General features: G+C 62.7%; 17 protein-coding genes and 2 pseudogenes. 7 read left to right on the top strand and 12 right to left on the bottom strand.

The features are described from left to right. Positions 1–1,186 (bottom strand): IS1380 family transposase (locus tag BJI47_RS20330; protein ID WP_088942103.1); only part of this gene is annotated, 1,186 nt, incomplete at its 3' end. Between the two features lie 173 nt (positions 1,187–1,359). On the opposite strand from BJI47_RS20330, the gene BJI47_RS20325 reads away from it, so the two are divergent. After that, the gene (locus BJI47_RS20325) at positions 1,360–2,424 is read left to right on the top strand and encodes an IS630 family transposase (RefSeq protein ID WP_088945450.1); all 1,065 of its coding nucleotides are present in this window, start codon (positions 1,360–1,362) and stop codon (positions 2,422–2,424) included. Between the two features lie 76 nt (positions 2,425–2,500). Here BJI47_RS20325 and BJI47_RS20320 read toward each other — a convergent pair whose 3' ends face one another. The 6 genes from BJI47_RS20320 to BJI47_RS20295 all read right to left on the bottom strand — a co-directional run bounded on the left by BJI47_RS20320 (position 2,501) and on the right by BJI47_RS20295 (position 10,410). Next, positions 2,501–3,724, bottom strand: a complete 1,224-nt coding sequence (locus BJI47_RS20320; RefSeq protein WP_088945452.1) for an acyl-CoA dehydrogenase family protein — start codon at positions 3,722–3,724, stop codon at positions 2,501–2,503. 153 nt (positions 3,725–3,877) lie between these two features. After that, positions 3,878–5,104 (bottom strand): acyl-CoA dehydrogenase family protein, encoded by a 1,227-nt coding sequence (locus BJI47_RS20315; protein ID WP_088945449.1) that lies wholly within the window; start codon positions 5,102–5,104, stop codon positions 3,878–3,880. Next, positions 5,101–6,807 (bottom strand): ABC transporter ATP-binding protein, encoded by a 1,707-nt coding sequence (locus BJI47_RS20310; RefSeq protein WP_088945448.1) that lies wholly within the window; start codon positions 6,805–6,807, stop codon positions 5,101–5,103. Before BJI47_RS20310 ends, BJI47_RS20315 begins: the two co-directional genes overlap by 4 nt. Beyond that, complete coding sequence (locus tag BJI47_RS20305; protein ID WP_088945451.1) at positions 6,808–7,725, bottom strand: ABC transporter permease; 918 nt, start codon at positions 7,723–7,725, stop codon at positions 6,808–6,810. It lies immediately after the preceding gene. Positions 7,726–7,768: 43 nt separating this feature from the next. Next, on the bottom strand, positions 7,769–8,752 hold the full coding sequence (locus tag BJI47_RS20300) for an ABC transporter permease (protein WP_254900712.1): 984 nt from the start codon (positions 8,750–8,752) through the stop codon (positions 7,769–7,771). Then, complete coding sequence (locus BJI47_RS20295) at positions 8,749–10,410, bottom strand: ABC transporter substrate-binding protein (protein WP_217808569.1); 1,662 nt, start codon at positions 10,408–10,410, stop codon at positions 8,749–8,751. Before BJI47_RS20295 ends, BJI47_RS20300 begins: the two co-directional genes overlap by 4 nt. Before the next feature lie 299 nt (positions 10,411–10,709). On the opposite strand from BJI47_RS20295, the gene BJI47_RS20290 reads away from it, so the two are divergent. The 4 genes and pseudogenes from BJI47_RS20290 to BJI47_RS20275 form a co-directional block, all read left to right on the top strand. Beyond that, positions 10,710–12,032, top strand: a complete 1,323-nt coding sequence (locus BJI47_RS20290; protein ID WP_088945445.1) for an LLM class flavin-dependent oxidoreductase — start codon at positions 10,710–10,712, stop codon at positions 12,030–12,032. 70 nt (positions 12,033–12,102) lie between these two features. Continuing rightward, positions 12,103–13,275, top strand: a complete 1,173-nt coding sequence (locus BJI47_RS20285) for an LLM class flavin-dependent oxidoreductase (protein WP_088945444.1) — start codon at positions 12,103–12,105, stop codon at positions 13,273–13,275. After that, complete coding sequence (locus tag BJI47_RS20280) at positions 13,275–14,492, top strand: SfnB family sulfur acquisition oxidoreductase (RefSeq protein WP_088945443.1); 1,218 nt, start codon at positions 13,275–13,277, stop codon at positions 14,490–14,492. The genes BJI47_RS20285 and BJI47_RS20280 overlap by 1 nt, the downstream gene beginning before the upstream one ends. Positions 14,493–14,724: 232 nt before the next feature. Continuing rightward, positions 14,725–15,000 (top strand): annotated as a pseudogene (locus BJI47_RS20275) (transposase); the annotation flags it as partial. A 44-nt stretch (positions 15,001–15,044) separates the two neighbouring features. Here the strand turns inward: BJI47_RS20275 and BJI47_RS20270 are convergent. The 3 genes and pseudogenes from BJI47_RS20270 to BJI47_RS20260 all read right to left on the bottom strand — a co-directional run. Next, positions 15,045–15,248: pseudogene (locus tag BJI47_RS20270) on the bottom strand (IS3 family transposase); the annotation flags it as partial. Positions 15,249–15,306: 58 nt separating this feature from the next. After that, entirely contained in the window at positions 15,307–15,600 is a 294-nt protein-coding gene (locus tag BJI47_RS20265) for a hypothetical protein (RefSeq protein WP_088945441.1), read from the bottom strand. A 97-nt stretch (positions 15,601–15,697) separates the two neighbouring features. After that, positions 15,698–16,696 carry a tyrosine-type recombinase/integrase gene (locus BJI47_RS20260; protein ID WP_254900713.1) on the bottom strand — a complete coding sequence of 333 codons (999 nt, stop codon included), beginning with the start codon at positions 16,694–16,696 and terminating at the stop codon, positions 15,698–15,700. A gap of 245 nt (positions 16,697–16,941) precedes the next feature. Here BJI47_RS20260 and BJI47_RS20255 point away from each other — a divergent pair, with 245 nt between their 5' ends. Then, entirely contained in the window at positions 16,942–17,535 is a 594-nt protein-coding gene (locus BJI47_RS20255) for a GNAT family N-acetyltransferase (RefSeq protein ID WP_088945427.1), read from the top strand. 15 nt (positions 17,536–17,550) lie between these two features. Here BJI47_RS20255 and BJI47_RS20250 read toward each other — a convergent pair whose 3' ends face one another. Together BJI47_RS20250 and BJI47_RS24805 are read right to left on the bottom strand one after the other, a co-directional pair. Beyond that, positions 17,551–17,775, bottom strand: a complete 225-nt coding sequence (locus BJI47_RS20250; RefSeq protein WP_176224983.1) for a hypothetical protein — start codon at positions 17,773–17,775, stop codon at positions 17,551–17,553. A gap of 98 nt (positions 17,776–17,873) precedes the next feature. After that, positions 17,874–18,059: a hypothetical protein gene (locus BJI47_RS24805; RefSeq protein WP_125458775.1), complete on the bottom strand. Its 186-nt coding sequence runs from the start codon at positions 18,057–18,059 to the stop codon at positions 17,874–17,876. On the opposite strand from BJI47_RS24805, the gene BJI47_RS20245 reads away from it, so the two are divergent. Continuing rightward, positions 18,034–18,683, top strand: a 650-nt coding sequence (locus BJI47_RS20245; protein ID WP_254900711.1) for an HNH endonuclease family protein, incomplete at its 3' end; no start/stop codon positions are given. The two genes, BJI47_RS24805 and BJI47_RS20245, sit on opposite strands and share 26 nt — an antisense overlap.

Below are 18,683 nucleotides of genomic sequence, written 5' to 3'. Positions count from 1 at the left end.
GGTCGAGGGCGAGTTGCACGATAGCCAGCCAGATGCGGTTTTGATCGAAGCCGTGCAACGGGAAGTTGGTGAGACCGGTGTCCTTCGCGACGCGGATCCGGTCCTCGCAGCGCGCACGGCGACGGTGACGAAGTTCGAGATCCTGGACCTTCCCGCCGACGGTGTTGGTGGCGAACGCAGTCAACCGCAGGCCGTCGGCATCGGTGAACCGTAGTTGAGCACCGGGGTGTGGTCGTTCTTTTCTGATGACCACGCGCATCCCCTCCGGCCAGGCGGTGAGGTCCACGATGCCGGTGGCGTCGATGACCCAGGCACCGTCACGGACTTTCTTCTGTGCGTCGACGGCGACCGACCAGGCGTCCTCGGGAGCGTCGGCGAGTGCGGTGACCATCGCATCGGTGAGCCCGAATCCGATCGAATACGAGACCCGTTGGTTGTGGAGCCAGGTGAGGTATTTGTGGCTCGCGCCGGCACCGTCGGTACGAATGAGCACCTTCTTGCCGGGGCGTGTGCTGCTGGTGGAGGGTAACTGTGCCAACGCTTTCCGAGTGACCTCGATATGATCTGCCGCTGTGTTCGATCCGGCGTTACCGGGCCGCAGCAGCGCCGCGACAGGTTCACCGGTCCCGCTGGTGCCGTGGTCGACGAACGCCATCAGGGGATGAAATCCATAGCCTCGTTTGTACGTCGGTGCAGCAGACTCCTTGTCCGAGTGGGCCGCGACGAGGGTGGCATCGAGGTCGATGACGATCGGATTCTTGGCGGTGATGTCGTGATCGGGAGCGTGCTCGCCGGCGTGTTTCCACGCCGCGGTGCGAGCGGATGCTCGGGCGGTGTCGATCGCGGTGAGCACCGAGGCGGTGTCGGTGGTCAATGCCGTGATCAGGCGGGAGACGGTGGGATCGGAGGGAACTCTTCCGAAGACGGCAGCGTGTTCACGCAGGGTGGCGATGTCGGCGAGGCAATCCCCACCGAGGGCCAGCGACACTGCGAGGTCGAGGACGATCTTGCCGGGGTCGAACTGCGCCAACGGTTTCCGCCACGACACGAGCTGCTTCGACAACGCTGCGGTCAATCCCGTCACTTCCGCCGTGCGCAGCAAAGTCACTGCACCGGCGTGCGACACGACACCGGTTCCGGTGGCATCAACGGACAGGGTGGGGTACGACGACGTAGACTTGCTCACCAGAAGGGTGCTCCTTGTTCCAGCGTGTATTCAACCTTAGACAAGTCGAATTATCGCAGGTGGGAGCACCTTTCTTCGTTTTCGACACAGATCAGATCCTCACCTCTGTGAAAGCACGAGGCTAGTACCGCGCGCCTGAAGTAGATGGGCGGTTATGTTTGATTGAATTGGCTATGCGCGCAGCTCCGCTGTTGATCCCCGACAACGACCGTGACCAGTTCGAGAAGTGGGTCCGGTCGACGACGGCGAAAGCGGGGTTGGTGCAGCGAGCGCGGATCGTTCTGCTCGCCGCCGATGGTGTCGCGCATGCGGAAATCGCACGCCGGTTCTCGATCTCACGGCAGACGGTGATCAACTGGCGTGCCCGATACGAAGAATCCGGCGTGGACGGGCTGTTCGACGAAGACCGCTCCGGCAGGCCCCGCACCCTCGACCGTGACAAGCTGATTTCGGTGACGTTGACACCCCCTCCGAAGAAGTACGGTGTTACGCACTGGAGCTCGCGTTTGCTCGCCGATCACCTCGGCATCGGATACGGCACCGTCGCACGGGTGTGGCGCGAACACGGCGTTCAACCCTGGCGCAGTGAGACGTTCAAGTTCTCCACCGATCCTGAGTTGGTCGCAAAAGTCACCGACATCGTCGGGCTGTACCTCGCACCTCCGGAGAATGCGATCGTGCTGTGCGTGGATGGAAAGTCGCAGATCCAAGCTCTCGACCGCACTGCACCGACGTTGCCGATGCAGATCGGCATCCCCGAGCGGCAGACCCACGACTACATCCGACACGGCACCACAACGTTGTTCGCTGCACTCGATATTGCGACAGGGCAGGTCACCGGGATATGTAAACCGCGACACCGCCACCAGGAGTTTCTGGTGTTCCTCAAGCACGTCGCACGCGCCTACCCCGATCAGGAACTGCATCTGGTGATGGACAACTACGCCACCCACAAGAAGCAAGAAGTACGAGACTGGCTCACCGGCAACCCCCGAATCACAGTGCATTTCACCCCCACGTCGGCATCGTGGATGAATCTCGTCGAGGTCTGGTTCGGCATCATCGAACGCCAAGCAATCCACCGCGGCACCTTCCGCAACGTCCGCGATCTCACCGCCAAGATCCGAGCCTTCATCAACGGCTGGAACCCTCGGGCGCAACCGTTCGTGTGGACGAAAACGGCGGAACAGATCCTCAAGAAAGCCAACCGCCCAACAACTTCAAACGCGGACCACTAGACCCATTTTGACAGTTCTTCGCTGCCGTCGCGATCATAAGTGACTGCGGACGCGGATGAGGCTTCCGCGCTTCCGCTCAGAAGTAGCCGTTGAGCGGAAGCGTGGCATCGTTGATTGTCGTGTTACCCACCGCGACCGCCTTGTAGGAGGTGGGATTGTGGAGGGTGAGTGTGCGGATGTTGCGCCAGTGCCGGTCCAGGTTCTTCGAACGGGTCGCCGCCGATGCGCCGCCCACCTCGAAGAGCGCGGTCGCGGACGCGAGTCCCACCTCGTCCACGTGGATCTTGACCTTGGCTGCAGCCAGCGACGCAGCCGTGAACAGAGCAGAGTCCGGGTTGCCTTCTCGCTCTGAGCGATAGGCGGCGTCAATCGCGTCTGCAGCCGTTAGGACAGCTGCCTCGGCAACATAGGTGGTGCTGGCGATCTTGCCGATGACGTGCTGCAGGATCGGGTCTTGCGCCGGTTGCTCGGCCAGCGCGTGCGAGAAGGTGCGGGCGCGACTGTGAATTAACCCGATCGCGTCGGTTACCACGTTCCGCAGGATGCCGGTGACGATCGCCTGTAAATACAGTTGCAACAATGCGCCATCGCTTGGGCGTGGAGTGATGTCACTGGTCGAGCGGAGCGTAATCACCTCGTTCGGATGGACCACCACGTTATCGAAGACGGTGGTACCGGTGCCGGTGCGATTTTGTCCGATACCGTCCCAGTCGTCCACGATTGTCACGCCGTCGCGGTCGGAGGGGATAATGACCGATGCGATCGTCGATTCGTCCACTTGGGCGGACACTGCGAGCCAGTCGGAGAATAGGCTGCCCGTGCTGTAGAACTTCTCTCCGTTGAGTATGAAATCCTGTCCGGACCGCGTGAGAGCGGTCGCGAAAGAGGAGGCTCCGGCGGCGCGGTTCCCCTTTTCGCTGCTGGCGTTGCCGAAAATTTTTCCGCTACGAATTTCCTCGAGCCAAGCGTTTCGCTGGGGGCTGGCGGGCAGCCGCAGGATCTCGTTCACCTGCCAGAAGTGCGCCCGAAGGATGTGCGCCACATTGGGATCGGCCTCGGCGAGATCGATCACCAGCGACAAAAGCTCCCGCACGGAAACCCCGTGACCTCCCTCATCGAGTGGAAGAGTTACCGTGCCCAGCCGAAATTGGCGAATGAGTTCGATCTGATCGAACGGGCTCTGATCCAGCCGTGCGCGTTCCGCGGCGCCACTGGCGATCGCGGCGATCAAGTCTTCGAGTTCACTCGAACGCAGAGCGATCGGCGGCGTGGTCGAGTCGAGTAGGTTGTCAATGCTCATGATGTGCTCCGGGTAGGTCAGAGGTGAACGTGCACCGCGAAGGGCGTCGAGCCAGCATGCTGCAAGCTTGAAGTGCCGGTGCAATGCGACAGCCTCGGCGCGGTAGAGGCGGGGTGTACCGCGCCGACAAAAAGTTGCTGCGCTGCAATCGTGTTAGATCCGTGTGTCGGATCGGCCCACGTAGATCGCGTTCGTAAGGTGGTCGCCGGTCAAACGCTGCTGCCCGACCGCGCGAGCGCGGTAGATCACAGGATTGTGTTGCGCCAGGACGCGCGCGTTGCGCCAATGCCGGTCCAGGCGAAGAGATTCCGATGTAGCCGACGCACCGCCGACTTCAAACAACTTCGTCGTGACATCGAGAGTCAGGTCGACGATGGTGATCTGCGCTTCCGCGATCACCGCGTTCAACTCTTCGAGTTCGCCAGCCGACACAGTGTCGTGGGTGTCAGCCATGGCAATGCGCTCGACCTCGCGGGCAGTGGCGTCCAGAATCGATTCGACGGCGAACACGGAACTGCTCACCCGCCCGATGACTTCCTGCACCAACGGATCACGCTGCGGCGAGTCCCCGACACCGTGACCGTAAGCACGCGTGCGGTTCCGGACGAATTCGATGACGTCCCGCCTCGCTGCCCGTGCCACACCACCGAGTGCCACCAGGAGAATCAACTGAACATACGCCGCCAGGTGAGAGGCCGAGTCGTTCTGAGGTGCGGGGGCGACGTCGTCGGAATTGGCTTCGACGTCGGAGAGGCGGGTGGTCCCCGACGCGGTGAGCCGCTGGCCGAAACCGTTCCAGTCGTCGATACGTTCCAATCCCGGGGCGTCGGCCGGCACGGACACCCGCACGGTATCGCCGCCCTCGGTTTCAGCCGCCACGGTGATCCAGTCGGCGTACAGGCTTCCCGTGCTGTAGAACTTGACGCCGGTGAGGTAGAGCTTGCCGTCCCTGCGGACGAGCTTCGTAGAATATCGGCCCGGTTCGTTGCCTCGTTCGGTGGTGGCGTTTCCGATGATCGCTCCGTCGACGATGCGCCGGAACCACTTCTCTCTGTACGCTTCCTCGGTGGACGCGACCAGTCCCTCGACGGTGGCGAAGTGGGCACGCAAGGCTTGGACGAGGTTGGAGTCCGCTTCGCCCAGCTCCCGCAGCACACGAAGTGACTGCGTCAACGTCGCGCCGGTACCGCCGTACTGCGTCGGTACCCGCAGGCTGCCGAAGCCTGCCACTTTCAGTGCCTCGATGGCGTCGTATGCCAACGTGCGCGACGCTTCACGTTCTGCAGCTCCGGCAGCGATCTCACGGAATACCGGTCGGTAATGTTCGAGCAACTCTTCTGTGACGGGGTGGCTACGTCGGTCCTCGACGATCGTGGTCATGACAGTCCTTTCACCGAAGTCGACTCCAAGCGGGGGGCCGCCGAGAGGAGACGCTTCGTGTATTCCTGGGTGGGGTTCTCGAAGATCTGTTGCGCGGTGCCAGCCTCGACCACGGCACCGTTGGCCATGACCAAGAGTTCGTCGCTGACGTGCTGCACGACCCCGAGATCGTGTGAGATGAACAGGTAACTGAGCGCGAACTCGCGCTGGAGTTCGTCGAGAAGATCGAGCACTTGTGCCTGGATCGAGACGTCGAGCGCCGAGACCGGCTCGTCGCAGATGATGACGTCGGGGCCCGATGCCAGTGCGCGAGCGATCGCGACTCGCTGGCGTTGTCCGCCGGAGAGACGAAGCGGGTTTCGTCCGGCGATGTCAGGGGAGAGCCCCACCGTCTCCAGCAGTTGCACGACTTCTTCTCGGCGTTCGGCTTTGGACAATGCCTGCGCATCGACGAGGGCGTCGGTCAGGATGCCGCCGACGGTCCACTGAGGATCGAACGAGCCCAACGGATCCTGGTAGATAGCCGCAATTCGGCGGCGGTGAGGGCGGCGGCGCTTCTCCGGGAGCGAACTCCACGGTCTGCCCATGAAGCTCACCTCTCCGGCATCGGGTTGCACCAGCCCCAGCGCCATGCGAGCGACAGTGGTTTTGCCGGACCCTGATTCGCCGACGATCCCCAGCGTCGTGCCCGCTTCGAGTGCGAAGGAGACGCCGTCGACTGCGACGCGCTCAGACCCGTCAGGGTTACGGTAAACCTTGCGCAGCCGTTCACCGACCAGGACCGGGCCCGGCTCTCGCCGCTCGCTACCGGTCTCGATACGCCGCGCCGCGATCGAGCGGTGCTGCCGTGGCGAGATTGTGACGCTGGTGGCGGACAGCGCAGTTCCGCGTGGCCGGCCGGTGGGGACGGCTTGTAGAAGCTTCTTTGTGTAGTCGTGCTGCGGATTCTCCAAAACTTGTCGTGCGGGACCGGACTCGACGAACTCACCGTCCCGCATCACCGCAATGCGGTCGGCCATATGGCTCACGACAGCCAGATCATGGCTGATCAGCAGTAAGGCAGTTCCGTTGTCCTGGAGCTTGTCGAGAAGGGTAAGGATCTGCTTCTGCACGGTGGCATCGAGGGCGGTTGTCGGTTCGTCGGCCACGAGTAGTGGCGGGTTGTGTGCGAGTGCCGATGCGATCAGCGCACGCTGCCGCAGTCCACCGGATAATTCCCCCGAGCGTTGCCGGATGCGTTGCTCGGGTTCGGGGATTCCGACGTCGCGGAGAAGGCCGAGAACCTTTGTGCGCCGTTCGCGGGCCGACTGATCGGTGTGCAGGCGTAGGGCGTCGTCGATCTCGCGGCCGATCGTCCTCAACGGATCGAGCGAGACCAGGGCGTCTTGGAGGACGTATCCGATTTCGGCTCCACGTACCTTGCGCCACTGCGACGCCGAGTTTCCCCGTAGATCCCTGCCCTGTAGGGTCAGCGTGTCTGCCGAGACCTGAGCATACTGCCCGGTGAGACCGATGAGGCTTCTCGCGGTCACCGATTTCCCGGATCCGGATTCCCCTACGATTGCCAGGCACTCGCCGGCGTGGATGTCGAAGTCGACGCCGCGAACTCGCGGAACTGCATCCGTGTCGCGGCCGAAGGAAACTCGAAGATTCCTGACGCTGACGACGGGATCGCGAGCCTCGACTACGTGATGGTGTGTCATCTATTTGTCCTTGAGTCGTCGCTGCAGGCTGTGCCCCAGGACAGTGGTGGCTGCCGCGCTGAGGACGATGAACAGACCCGGAAATACGGTCAACCACCATGCGTTCGCCAGGTAGCGACGCCCGACGGAAAGCATGGATCCCCATTCAGGGTCCGGCGGGGTCGCACCGAGGCCGAGAAAACTGAGCGACGACGCCCACACGATCGCCTGCCCGATACCCAACGTAGCCAACACGAAGAGCGGCGCCGCGACATTCGGAAGGATGTGCCGGCTGATGACGAACCAGCGCGAGCGTCCCAGAACGACAGCGGATTCCACGTAACCCGATCGGCGTACGGACATCACCTGGGACCTGATCAGTCGGGCATAACCCGGTGCAGTCGACAAGCCGACAGCGATGGTGGTGCTGACCACGCCCGGCCCCAGAATGGTGATCACCAACAGCGCCAGTAGCAGGCTGGGAAAAGCGAAGAGCACTTCCAGCAGTCGGGAGACACCGAAATCTACGGTCTTCCCGCCGAGACCGGCGAGGGCACCGAGAAGCACCCCGAGCCCTAATCCCACTGCGGTGGCGAGCAGCCCGATCAGCAACGAGCTACGGGTGCCGTGGACGACCCGGGAGAACACGTCGCGACCGGACTCGTCCGTACCGAACCAGTGGCTCGGGGAAGGAACCGAGAATGCGTGCGCCGGATCAATGTCCAGCGGTCCGAACGGAGCGACGAGCGTGGGAAACGCAGCCGTAACCAACAGTCCGAACAGGATCACCGCCGGGATCACAATGGGGAGATCCGGTTGGAATTTCCTGCGGGATCCCGGGGTAGTCGAAGTGCTCCCGACCGGCGTCTGCAAGTCGGGTGACGATGCGAGAGTCGAGGACAGCGGTGGGTCCTCTTTCAGTTCTCGAGTCGAAGTCATCGTGGCCTCCTGAGGGTCGGGTTCGCGATCCGGTCTGCGGCGCTCACGTCGCACGCAACCGGGGATCGACGACACGGTCGGCGAGATCGCTGAGCAGGGTGACAATGATGTAGACGGCGGCGACGACCAGGACCACGCCGAGAACGACGGGAACATCGCGCACGAGTACCGCCTGCAGCAAACTTCGTCCGAGTCCCGGACGGGCGAACACCGTCTCGACCACCACGGCGCCGCTGGTCAAAGATCCGAAGGCCCATCCGGACAAACCGATTCCGGGCAGTGCTGCGTGCCGCAGTGCGTGGCGCAGGCTCACTCCGGTTTCGCTCTCACCTCGTGCGCGGGCAGAGAGCGCAAACGGGGACTGCATGGCGTCGGCCATCGACTCGCGCATGACCTGCCCCAGGAACCCCGCGAGGGGAATGGCCAATGTCAGAACCGGTAGCACCAGTCCGGCGGCGCCCGAACCTCCACTGGTCGCGGGTAGCCATCGCAGTTGAACGCTGAAGAGTACGATCAGAAGTGTGCCCAGCCAGAAGTGCGGAACAGCCGCCGACACGATTTCGAGGATGCTGCTGAGTGCTGCTGTGCCCCAGCCGCCGCGAGCCGACCAGAGCGCTAGACCGAGCGCCAGGATCCACGCCAGCGCCAGAGCAAGGACGGCCAGTGTCAGGGTGCTCGCCAGGTGATCGGAAAGTATCTCGGTGACAGACTGTTTGAGTTGATAGGACTGCCCCAGATCACCATGTAGAAGCTTGTCGAGATAAGCGAGATACTGCACGGGCAGTGGTCGGTCGAGCCCGTAGGCTTCCCGCGCCTGTTGCCGCATCTGCTCCGTGGCGTTCGAATCCGCCCCACCGAGCAGCGCGTCGACAGGATCGCCAGGAATCAACCGGATGACGAAGAATGACAATGTCGCGACCGCCCACAACACGAACACCGCGCCGGCGATACGTTTCAACGCCCACCGAGCTACCTTCGTGCCCTCGAAGCGCCGATTCGGTCCCGCGATCTGATCGACGGTGGTCACGAGCGGTCCAACCATGCGTCGTAGAAGGTAGGCATGCCCAGCGGCGAGATGAGCCGAACGCCAACCACATCGGCTCGGAGTCCGAGCCGTGTCTGCTGATCGAAGATCGGGAGGTTCAGGTACTGGCTGTAGATGATGTCCTGGGCCTTCGCATAAAGCGCGCCCCGCTCACTCTCGTCTGCAGTAGTCGCGGCCGTGCGCAACACGGTATCCAGCTCATCGGAGACCTCGGACTTCAATCCGGTGGAATTGGAGTGGTACCCCACACCCTTGATCGACGCGATATTCGATGAGTCGTGGGTCAGGTTCAGCACAGCCGGCGAATTCTTGGTGTAGTAGGTCGGAAGCACTTTGTAGTCCCAGGAATTCCGTCTCGCAGTGAAAGACGAGGTCTCCTCTTCGCTGATCTTCAGTTCGAAACCGACCGCCTTCACCGCTGCCTGGAACTGCTCCAGCATGGACACCGGAACAAGGACATAGCTTGTCTGGATCACTGTGACGGAAAGCCGTTTTCCATCCTTGATGCGGTATCCGTCGTTGTCCCGCTGGGTCCAGCCGGCCTCGTCGAGGAGTTGGTTGGCGCGGCCAACATCGGTGGAGAATGCTTCCGGATCCTGCTGGTTGTACTTGGTGATACTGCTGAGCACCGAGTTCGCACGCGGGACGGTACCCAGGAAGATGCTCGACAACGCGGCATCGACATCGACGGACCGAATGAAGGCCTCACGTATCTTGATGTCGTCGAACGGCTCAGCCCTGGTGTTCAGCGCCAGATTCACGACATGGCCCGGCCGGGAGCCGATCAATGTCTGTAGAGTCGGATCAGATTGTGCCGCAACCATATCCTGAGGTTGAATCACGTCGATGACGTCAACTTCGCCAGCCTGTAGCGCCGCGAAACGTGCCGTATCGTCCGGCAGGAAGCGCCACACGATCTTGTCCAGATAGGCGGGACCGGTGTGAGCGGCACTCGGCGGAGGGGTGGTGTAGTTGTCGTTGCGGACCAGGACTATCTGCTGCTGCTTCTGCCAGCTCTCGACCTTGAACGGACCGGTTCCCACCGGCGAGAGGCAATTCTCCTGCGATCCCCGCGCCAACGCTTTCTGTGACTCTATCGGCACCCATACCTGCGAAAAATGTTCCAGCAGAGCATTGTCCGGTTCCGAGAGATGGATGCGCGCGGTGTACTCGTCGATCTCTTCGACCGACGCCACCTTCTCGACGGCGAGGAGCGCTGTGCTCGACAGCGTGGCCGGATCCTTGATGTACGCCACGTTCGCGGCGATCGTCGATGCGTTCAGCGGTGCGCCGTCCGTGAAGGTGACGTCGTCACGGAGTGTGACGTCGAGGCTCAGGCGATCCTCGGACCACGTCCACGATTCCGCGAGCCACGGCGCGATATCGCCGTTCTCGTCCTGGTAGAACAGCGACTCGAGATACTGTGTCGAAACGAGAGCTTGCGGAACGTTTCCGGACACGATCGGATCCAGGCAGGCGGGCTCCACATCGCCGGTCGCGTAGGTCAGGGTGCCGCCCGATATCGGGTCCCCGGAAGGCCCGCCGGCCGCCCCTGTTCCGGCGCAGCCGGACAGCAGCAGGGATCCGGCAGCGAGCCCGGCGGCCCATGCCAGGTGCGAACGACGAAAATGCTTGTTCACCGGAGGTGTCTCCTTGATTCATGTGGTGGCTAGCGCCCGACTGGAGTCGGTGCGAAGATGTGCGGCGGCTGGATAATCGACATTCAGGACACGAAGCACTCGAACCGCGTATCAGCGCAGGACTTCGCAGTCGATGCATCACGGTATGTGCAGAGGCTCTCCTACGTCTGCGTTTGCGATCATCGCGATCGGATCCCTTCCGTACTGGAAGGAACCCCGTTAGCGTCGTCAATATCTGCGAGATCCATTGTTATGAAAGGTTTTCCGTGCCTCGACCACTACAGTTCTCCGCGTTCGTGATGAACACGACCTCCCACATCACCCACGGGGCGTGGCGGCTACCGGACGCCCAGCAGCACAACTTCAACTCCCTCGAGCATTGGGTTTCGCTCGCCAAAGAACTCGAGAGAGGCAAGTTCGACTACGTATTCTTCGCCGACGTCGTCGGCCTCTACGGCGATTACCAGGGCGACTGGAAGAAATTCGTCGACGCCGGACTGCAGATCCCGAGCAACGATCCGGGGGTCCTCGCCTCGGCGATCGCCTACAACACCGAACATCTGGGTATCGCGATCACCAGTTCGATCCTGCAGGAACACCCCTTCAACTTCGCACGCAAGATCTCCACTCTCGACCACGCCTCGAACGGCCGTGTCGCGTGGAACATCGTCACCAGCCCGTCGCCTAATGCTTGGCGTAACTTCGGTTTCGACGGTCTGACGGCGCACGACGACCGCTATACGTGGGCGGAAGAGTACGCCGACGTGGTCTACAAACTGTGGGAGGGGTCATGGGACGAGGGTGCCCTGATCCAGGACAAGGAGTCCGGACTGCACGGTGACTTCTCGAAGATCCACAAGATTTATCACGAGGGCAAGCGGTACCGTGTCGAGGGCCCGCATCTGGTGGCTCCGTCCCCGCAGCGCACCCCGGTGCTGTTTCAGGCAGGATCCTCTCCGGTCGGTCGGCGGTTCGCCGCCCGCAACGCCGAAGCCCAGTTCATCGCCTCGCCGACCCCGGAGGCCGCACGAGGATTGATCGAAGACACTCGACGCCTGGCGGTGGAAGCCGGTCGAGGGGCCGAGGACATCAATTTCTTCCAGGGGCTGTCCTTCGTGATCGGCTCCACAGAGGAAGAAGCCCGCCGTAAGGCTGCGGACATCGACGAGTACATCGACCTCGACACCATCATCGCGCACGCCGCGGGTGGCATCGGCATCGATCTCGGTCGGTACGACCTTGATACTCCCATCGGCGTGGTGGAGGCGGAGGGCTCGCAGAGTAGCCTGCAGTGGCTGCGTGAAGCGGTGCCCGGCAGGGAGCCGACCGTGCGGGACCTCGCCCAATTGCGCAGTCGAAACGGGCGTGTCGTCGGCACTCCGGATCAGATCGCCGACCGCCTCGCTCAGTGGCGCGACGCCGGGGTCGGCGGTATCAACGTCATGAACTACACCATCCCCGGCACCTACACCGAGTTCATCGACCATGTCATCCCGGTCCTGCAGGATCGTGGCCTCGCCCAGCGTGAATATGCCGAGGGCACTATCCGGCGCAAGCTCACCGGGTCGGACCTGCTGCCGGACAGTCATCCCGCTGCCGCCTACCGCGGCGCCTTCGCCTGACACGTTGACACCGTGCCGTAGGCACCTGACCCTTCCCTCTACCCGACCTGCATTCATCGGAGTTCCGCGTATGTCTCTTGCTTTCCACTGGTTCCTGCCCACTTACGGCGACAGCCGGCTCATCGTCGGGGGTGGGCACGGCACAGCCGCCGGTGAAGCCGGCGGCGACCGCCGCGCCTCTATCGGCTACCTTTCCTCGATCGCCCGCGCGGCGGAGGAGTTCGGCTTCTCCGGCGCCCTCACCCCCGCCGGGGCATGGTGCGAGGACGCGTTCCTCACTACCGCGATGCTGGCCCGCGAATCGGAGAAGCTCGCGTTCCTCGTCGCGTTCCGGCCCGGCTTGATCAGCCCGACGCTGGCCGCGCAGATGGCCGCGACGTTCTCGACGCATGCACCCGGGCGAATTCTGCTCAACGTCGTGGTCGGCGGGGAGGCTCACGAGCAACGTGCCTACGGCGACCATCTCGGCAAAGACGACCGGTATGCCCGCGCCGACGAATTCTTGTCCATCGTCCGGCGGCTGTGGGCAGGGGAGACCGTTACCCATCACGGACAGCACATTCAGGTCGAGGAGGCGACGCTGGCGACACTGCCCGCTCCGATTCCGCCCCTGTACTTCGGGGGTTCCTCGGCAGCAGCCGGACCGGTCGCGGCCGAGCATGCCGACGTCTACCTCACATGGGGAGAGCCGCCTGCTGCGGTGGCAAAGAAGATCGCCTGGATCCGACAAGAAGCCGCACAGCGCGGCCGCACCGTGAAGTTCGGAATCCGGCTGCACGTCATCACCCGCGACAGCTCCGAAGAGGCGTGGGCACAGGCCAACAAGCTCGTCGCGGCCCTCGGCGAGGAGAGCGTCGCCTCGGCGCAGGCAGGGCTTGCGCGCAGCGAGTCCGAGGGACAGCGACGCATGCTGGCGCTGCACGAAGCCAACCGGCACAGCGGCAACTGGCGTGACGCGAGGAATCTCGAGGTGGCACCGAACCTGTGGAGCGGTGTCGGGTTGGTGCGCGGCGGCGCCGGAACGGCGCTCGTCGGCAGCCACACCGATGTTGCTGACCGCATCGCCGAATACGCGGCCCTCGGGATCGAGGAATTCGTGTTCTCCGGTTACCCCCATCTCGAAGAGCTCTACTGGTTCGGTGAGGGCGTCCTGCCGATCCTGCGCCGAAGCGGCTTGTTCACCGCCGGCGCGCCGACCACCGCATCCGGAAACATCCCCTTCCTGCCCGCCGGCAACCGCTGATGAGCGTGGCGCAGGCTCAGCACATCGACTCGCTCGCACATGCGCTCACGGTCGCAGGGGAGTTGAGTGCCCGGTTTACCGAGGGAGCGTCGGCCCGGGACGCGAACCGGGAGCTGCCCCGCCAGCAGATCGGTGAGTTCGCAGCATCCGGGCTTCTGGCATTGACGGTGCCTCGTGAGCACGGTGGCCTCGACGTTCCGACCGAGGTGCTCGCCGAGATATTCCGGCTGTTGGCCGCGACCGACCCGAGTATCGCGCAGATCCCTCACTCCCACTTCACCTTCCTGGAGGCACTGCGTCTGCAGGGCACCTCAGAGCAGCAGGAGTTTTTCTACGGAGAGGTCCTGTCGGGAAAGCTGTTCGCGAACGCGCAGAGTGAACGCGGCCCGCACCCGATCACGGTGGACACCACGACACTGACAACGGGAACGGATGGGTTCGTCCTCACCGGACGCAAGTTCTACAGCACCGGCGCACTGTTCGCCGACTGGATCATCGTGCGCGCCAGCCTATCCGGCGGAGCAACGGACTTCGAACCCGATCCGTCGACGCCCAAGGCCTTGGCGTTCATCCCACGCACCACCGCAGGCCTGTCCGTTGTCGACGACTGGGACGGTATGGGACAACGCACCACCGCCAGCGGTACCGTCACCCTCGATGACGTGGCGGTACCCGCCTCGTCCGTGGTGCCATTCACCGAAATCTTCGATCACCCCACCACGTATGGGGCGCAAGCGCAGATCCTGCACGCCGCGATCGATGTGGGTATCGCCTGCGGCGCGCTCGCCGAGGCTGCGAACCAGGCCGGTCGGGCCCGGCCGCACTTCGAGGCCCATGTCGAACGCGGCGTGGACGATCCATTATTGGTCCAGTTGGCAGGTGAGGTCACGGTCACGGTGCGGGCGGCCGGTGCACTGCTCGCGGAGGGTGCTCGTGCGATCGACGCCGCACGGGCCGATCTCACCGAGGAGTCCGCTGCACGAGCGTCGATCGCCGTGGCGACCGCGAAGGTTGCTGCGACTCGTGCGTCCCTCGAAGCTGCGAACGCCCTGTTCGAGCTCGGTGGTACCCGTAGCGCGTCTGGTACCGAAAACCTCTCGCGGTACTGGCGTGATGCTCGCACTCACACCCTGCACGACGCTACCCGGTGGAAACTGCAACACATCGGGCGCTGGACGCTGACCGGTGCTCGGCCACCACGGCACGGTCAACTATGACACCGCTGATTCGACCCGATACTATTGCAAGGCGGTGAAGGACGGATCGATCGGATGAACGCTGTTGTGGCGCCGGATTCCGAAGTCGGGTTCATGCTGGCCCAGTCCGCCTCAAATGCCAGCCGTTTTCTTCATCAACGAACCCGTGCCCGAAGCACGGATCAACTGAATGTTACTGTCTCACTTGATGCGATGAAGAGCGCGCCAATTTTGCTCTCTTGGCTGCCTGGGTGTCGGTGTCGACAACGCTTCGGCATTGCTAGTCACGGTTGGAGACAATCCCGGAAGACTGCGTAGTGAAGCAGCATTCGCTGCGTTCTGCGGTGTTTCACCCATCGAGGCGTCCTCCGGTCAACATGTGCGTCACCGTCTCAATCGTGGCGGTGACCGGCCGGCGAACAACGCGTTGTGGCGGATCGCGATGGTTCGCAGCAACAGTGATGAACGTACTCGCGTCTACACCGCGCGAAGGACTGCGGAAGGTAAATCGCCGCGGGAAATCAGACGTTGGGGACTGCCCCCACTTCAATTTGACTCGTGGGGTTGATAGTTTCAAGCCGCGTATGCGGCTTGGTTGATTGTCTCAAACTCGATCGGGATGAGCTTCCCGAGGCACCGTTCCCGGCGCTTGCGATGGTAAGTCCTCTCGATCCACGTCACGATCGCAAGCCGCAACTGTTCCTGTGTCGACCAGCGTTGCCGGTCGAGGACGTTCTTCTTCAACAGTGAGAAAATAGATTCCATAGCCGCATTGTCTTCGCATTGACCGGCTAATAATGGGTGCCGCTACGCCGTGGTCGGGCTGAATGGTTCATCACTGTCGTGGGGCGAGGCGACGGAGTCGTTCTTCGTGGGCGGTGACGGCGGTGGCGAGTGTTTCGACGATGGTACGTAGTTGGGCGACTTCAGTAGCGAGGCCCGTGAGAGTGCGTGCATTGGTTTGACGGGCCCTGTGCTCGTCGATGACGGCGCGTAGCTGCTTGTTCCGGTAAAGCGGGGCTCGTGCAATCTGCGCCGCTGCTGCGACTGCGGTGAACGTGACCGGTGATCCGGCGGTGGTGAGGTCGATGCAGACCTGTTCGACGCGGAGCAGTGGGGTCTTGTTCATGCGGTCTCCGATCGGGAAATGAGCGTGTCCAGTCGTGCGACGAGGGCGTGGTGCCGGGTCGCTTCCTCGACCCAACCTCGCTTCCCTGCATCCGCTGCTAGGTCGGCAGCGTCGATGCGTTGAGTAGCGAGAACTCCAAGATGTGTTGCGTCGGTGTGGAAGCTGGGACAGTTCTCGCAGATGTTGGCGTAAAGGCATGATCCCTGCGCGGGGCTCGGAGACAGTAGCCGCCGGACAGTCGCGACTTGATTGCCGGAGTGTCTTTCCATGCGCCCCCGCTGACGTCGGTGATCGGAAGGTGCAGCTTGTCGGTGGGTATGGGGCCGATGTGGCTTTTCGCCAGACCGAGGGCTCGTTCGTATTCGGTGCGGACTGTGCTGTCGAAGAGCTGCGCGTAGCGCAGACTCATCTGGGTCGAGACGTGACCGAGCAGCGCCATCAATGCTTGCAAGGACACGCCTGCGTTGATGAGGGCGGTGGCGTAGGTGTGCCGGAGTTGGTGCGGGGTGATGTGGTCGAGGCCAGCGGTATCTGCAGCACGGTTCAGTTCTGCTCGTACCGCGTTCTGTGACAACCGTTCTCCATGGTGGGTGAACAGGAAATAGACGGGTGCTCCGGTGCGGGGATGGGTCATGGGGCGGCCCGGCGAGCGGGTGGAGGTGATGCGGTCGACGAGGGTGAGAACTTCCTCATCGAGGGGAACCATGCGTTCGGAGTCGAGTTTGCCGAGCGGCACTTTCAGCCAGGACCCGTGCCCTGGTACTTCGTGAACGCAATCGAGCTCGAGGTCGAGTAGTTCGCCGATCCTCAGTCCGCAGGCTCGCTGCACCAGTAGTGCGTCAGCGGCGAGTCGATAGGGCGAATTCGACAGTGCAGCGGAGATTTTGCGGTCTGCATCGACAGGCAAGTAGCGCGGTAGGAACCGTTGTGGTCTCGGGAGGTCGTCTCGGAAGATCAGCCGACGCGGGGGCACGTCGTCCCATCCCCATTCGGTGATTTCGGCGAGGAAGTTGCCGACAGCGTGTACTCGTCTGATCCGGTCGGCGACGGTGATGGGTGCGCCGGTGACGGAGTGCGCCACCAACCGGGCCACCATGTCCACGGCATCCTTTTCGAGACGACGATGGTGTGATCGAACGTGATGGTCATGAGTGTCTGCCTCCTGGGCAGTTCCACGCCTCCATGCCTGACGCTGTCCGTCATCGACACGCGACGCTGGCGATGATCCTGCCAACCAGAGCGTGTGCTTGCAAGCCGTGCCTTTGACGGCGTTGTCTCGCCGAGAACGGTTAGTCGGGTAGGTGTTGCTCAACGTGATGACGCTGTACCAGGATTGACTTTGTGCCCATCCTGGTCGAACCGTCGATCCCCGAGGGATCGTTGTTCGGGATTGAACAACCCGTGATCGAGGTGTCGCGGTCGGTTTCACTCCGGCCGTGGGTGAACGGTGACGCCGCAGCGGTGATGGAATTCTTTCAGGACCCACTCATCCAACGATGGCACGTCAAACGTGCTGATTCGATCGAGGAGGCAGCAGGATGGATCGGAGGGTGGCAGTCTGAGTGGCTCAAAGAATCCGGAGCCCATTGGGCTGTGGTTGATTCAGGTTCGGACCGCCTACTCGGTCGTATCGCATTGAAAAATATTGATCTCTATGACGGGACGGCCGATCTGGCGTACTGGATGGCCGCATCTGCGCGCGGGTATGGAGTGTGCCCGAATTCCGTTGTTGCGTTAGCAAGATGGGCCTTCGACGAAGTGGCCTTCAACCGACTCGAACTCGAACACTCAGTAGACAATGCTGCGTCGTGTCGCGTTGCGGATAAGGCCGGATTTCAGACAGAAGGCATCCGCCGCGGATCAGCACGCCATGCAGACGGGTGGCATGACATGCACGTACACAGCTTGCTCAGGGGAGACTCAACCCCAGGCTGAATCGGATCCAGGTCTTCAGGCGAGCGTGATTAAGGCCGTCTGCATGTTGCTGCCCACATTGAGATCCGCCACCGCCGGATTCGCACCCAAATTGCGCCCACCCTCACCGGAGCAGAACGACACGCCCGCACCCGGCACATCTCCGAAGGTGACTTCGACGAGTGAGATGACCATCGCGTCGATGAGCCCGAACCCGATCCAATGCGACAACCACTGCCCCGCCGATAACGGCGAAGGCATTTCGAATGTATCGGCCGCTATCAGCGGTCCTACTACGATGTCGACCGACCTCGTTGTGCCCATTCCTGCCTTTGGAGAACTACTGTGTCTGATTTTGATTATTCGCCGCCTGCACCAACCGCATCGAAGGGGAGACGGAAGTGGCCGTGGGTCACCGGTGCAGTCGTGTCCGGCTTGCTGGTCATCGGTGTGGTGGATCCGACCGGGTCGAGGGACACCGCCGCGCAGGAGGCAGCCGTAGCGGCAGCATCCGCCACGATGACCAGCACCTCGAAAGCTGCCATCGCTACAACATCGCCCGTGGCTCCGAGCTCCGCCGCAACTACACCCGAGTCGATGCTCGCACCCGTACCGGTGGCGTTGGCGGTCGAGAACGCGGACGGCGCGAACGCTGCCCTGAGCATGCTGGCGACCGTGCCGATCAAGGGGCGAGCCCCGAAGACCGGGTACGACCGAGAGATGTTCGGGCAGGCCTGGACCGACGATGTCACCGTCGAAGGTGGTCATAACGGCTGCGATACGAGGAACGATATTTTACGTCGAGATCTCACCGCGATCACCGTGAAGCCGGGGTCCAACGGATGCGCGGTACAAACCGGCACCCTGGCCGATACGTACACCGCAACCACCATCAGCTTCGTCCGCGGCACCGACACCTCCAGCGCTGTGCAAATCGACCACATGGTCGCCCTCAGTAATGCCTGGCAGACAGGTGCTCAGCAACTCGACCCGGCCACGCTGAAGAGCCTGGCGAACGACCCGCGCAACCTGCAGGCCGTCGATGGCCCGGCGAACCAGCAGAAGAGCGACGGCGATGCCGCGACCTGGCTCCCCAGCAACACCGCATACCGGTGCACCTATGTTGCTCGGCAGGTCGAGGTGAAGGCCGCCTACGGACTGTGGGTCAC

This window comes from Rhodococcus sp. 1168, from assembly GCF_002091955.1.
In the GTDB taxonomy this organism is placed as follows: Bacteria; Actinomycetota; Actinomycetes; order Mycobacteriales; family Mycobacteriaceae; genus Rhodococcoides.
Note: the sequence above shows the minus strand (reverse complement) of the source record. Positions and strands in the feature narration are given on the sequence as shown.

What these genes read in the sequence shown, in the direction of transcription:
- BJI47_RS20315 (WP_088945449.1), bottom strand. Translation starts at nt 5,104, where the DNA reads ATGACCACGATCGTCGAGGACCGACGTAGCCACCCCGTCACAGAAGAG.
- BJI47_RS20260 (WP_254900713.1), bottom strand. Translation starts at nt 16,696, where the DNA reads ATGGTGGCCCGGTTGGTGGCGCACTCCGTCACCGGCGCACCCATCACC.
- BJI47_RS20305 (WP_088945451.1), bottom strand. Translation starts at nt 7,725, where the DNA reads ATGACTTCGACTCGAGAACTGAAAGAGGACCCACCGCTGTCCTCGACT.
- BJI47_RS20285 (WP_088945444.1), top strand. Translation starts at nt 12,103, where the DNA reads ATGTCTCTTGCTTTCCACTGGTTCCTGCCCACTTACGGCGACAGCCGG.
- BJI47_RS20290 (WP_088945445.1), top strand. Translation starts at nt 10,710, where the DNA reads ATGAACACGACCTCCCACATCACCCACGGGGCGTGGCGGCTACCGGAC.
- BJI47_RS24805 (WP_125458775.1), bottom strand. Translation starts at nt 18,059, where the DNA reads ATGGCAGCTTTCGAGGTGCTGGTCATCGTGGCGGATGCTGCCGCTACG.
- BJI47_RS20280 (WP_088945443.1), top strand. Translation starts at nt 13,275, where the DNA reads ATGAGCGTGGCGCAGGCTCAGCACATCGACTCGCTCGCACATGCGCTC.
- BJI47_RS20320 (WP_088945452.1), bottom strand. Translation starts at nt 3,724, where the DNA reads ATGAGCATTGACAACCTACTCGACTCGACCACGCCGCCGATCGCTCTG.
- BJI47_RS20265 (WP_088945441.1), bottom strand. Translation starts at nt 15,600, where the DNA reads ATGAACAAGACCCCACTGCTCCGCGTCGAACAGGTCTGCATCGACCTC.
- BJI47_RS20325 (WP_088945450.1), top strand. Translation starts at nt 1,360, where the DNA reads ATGCGCGCAGCTCCGCTGTTGATCCCCGACAACGACCGTGACCAGTTC.
- BJI47_RS20310 (WP_088945448.1), bottom strand. Translation starts at nt 6,807, where the DNA reads ATGACACACCATCACGTAGTCGAGGCTCGCGATCCCGTCGTCAGCGTC.
- BJI47_RS20250 (WP_176224983.1), bottom strand. Translation starts at nt 17,775, where the DNA reads ATGCCTTCGCCGTTATCGGCGGGGCAGTGGTTGTCGCATTGGATCGGG.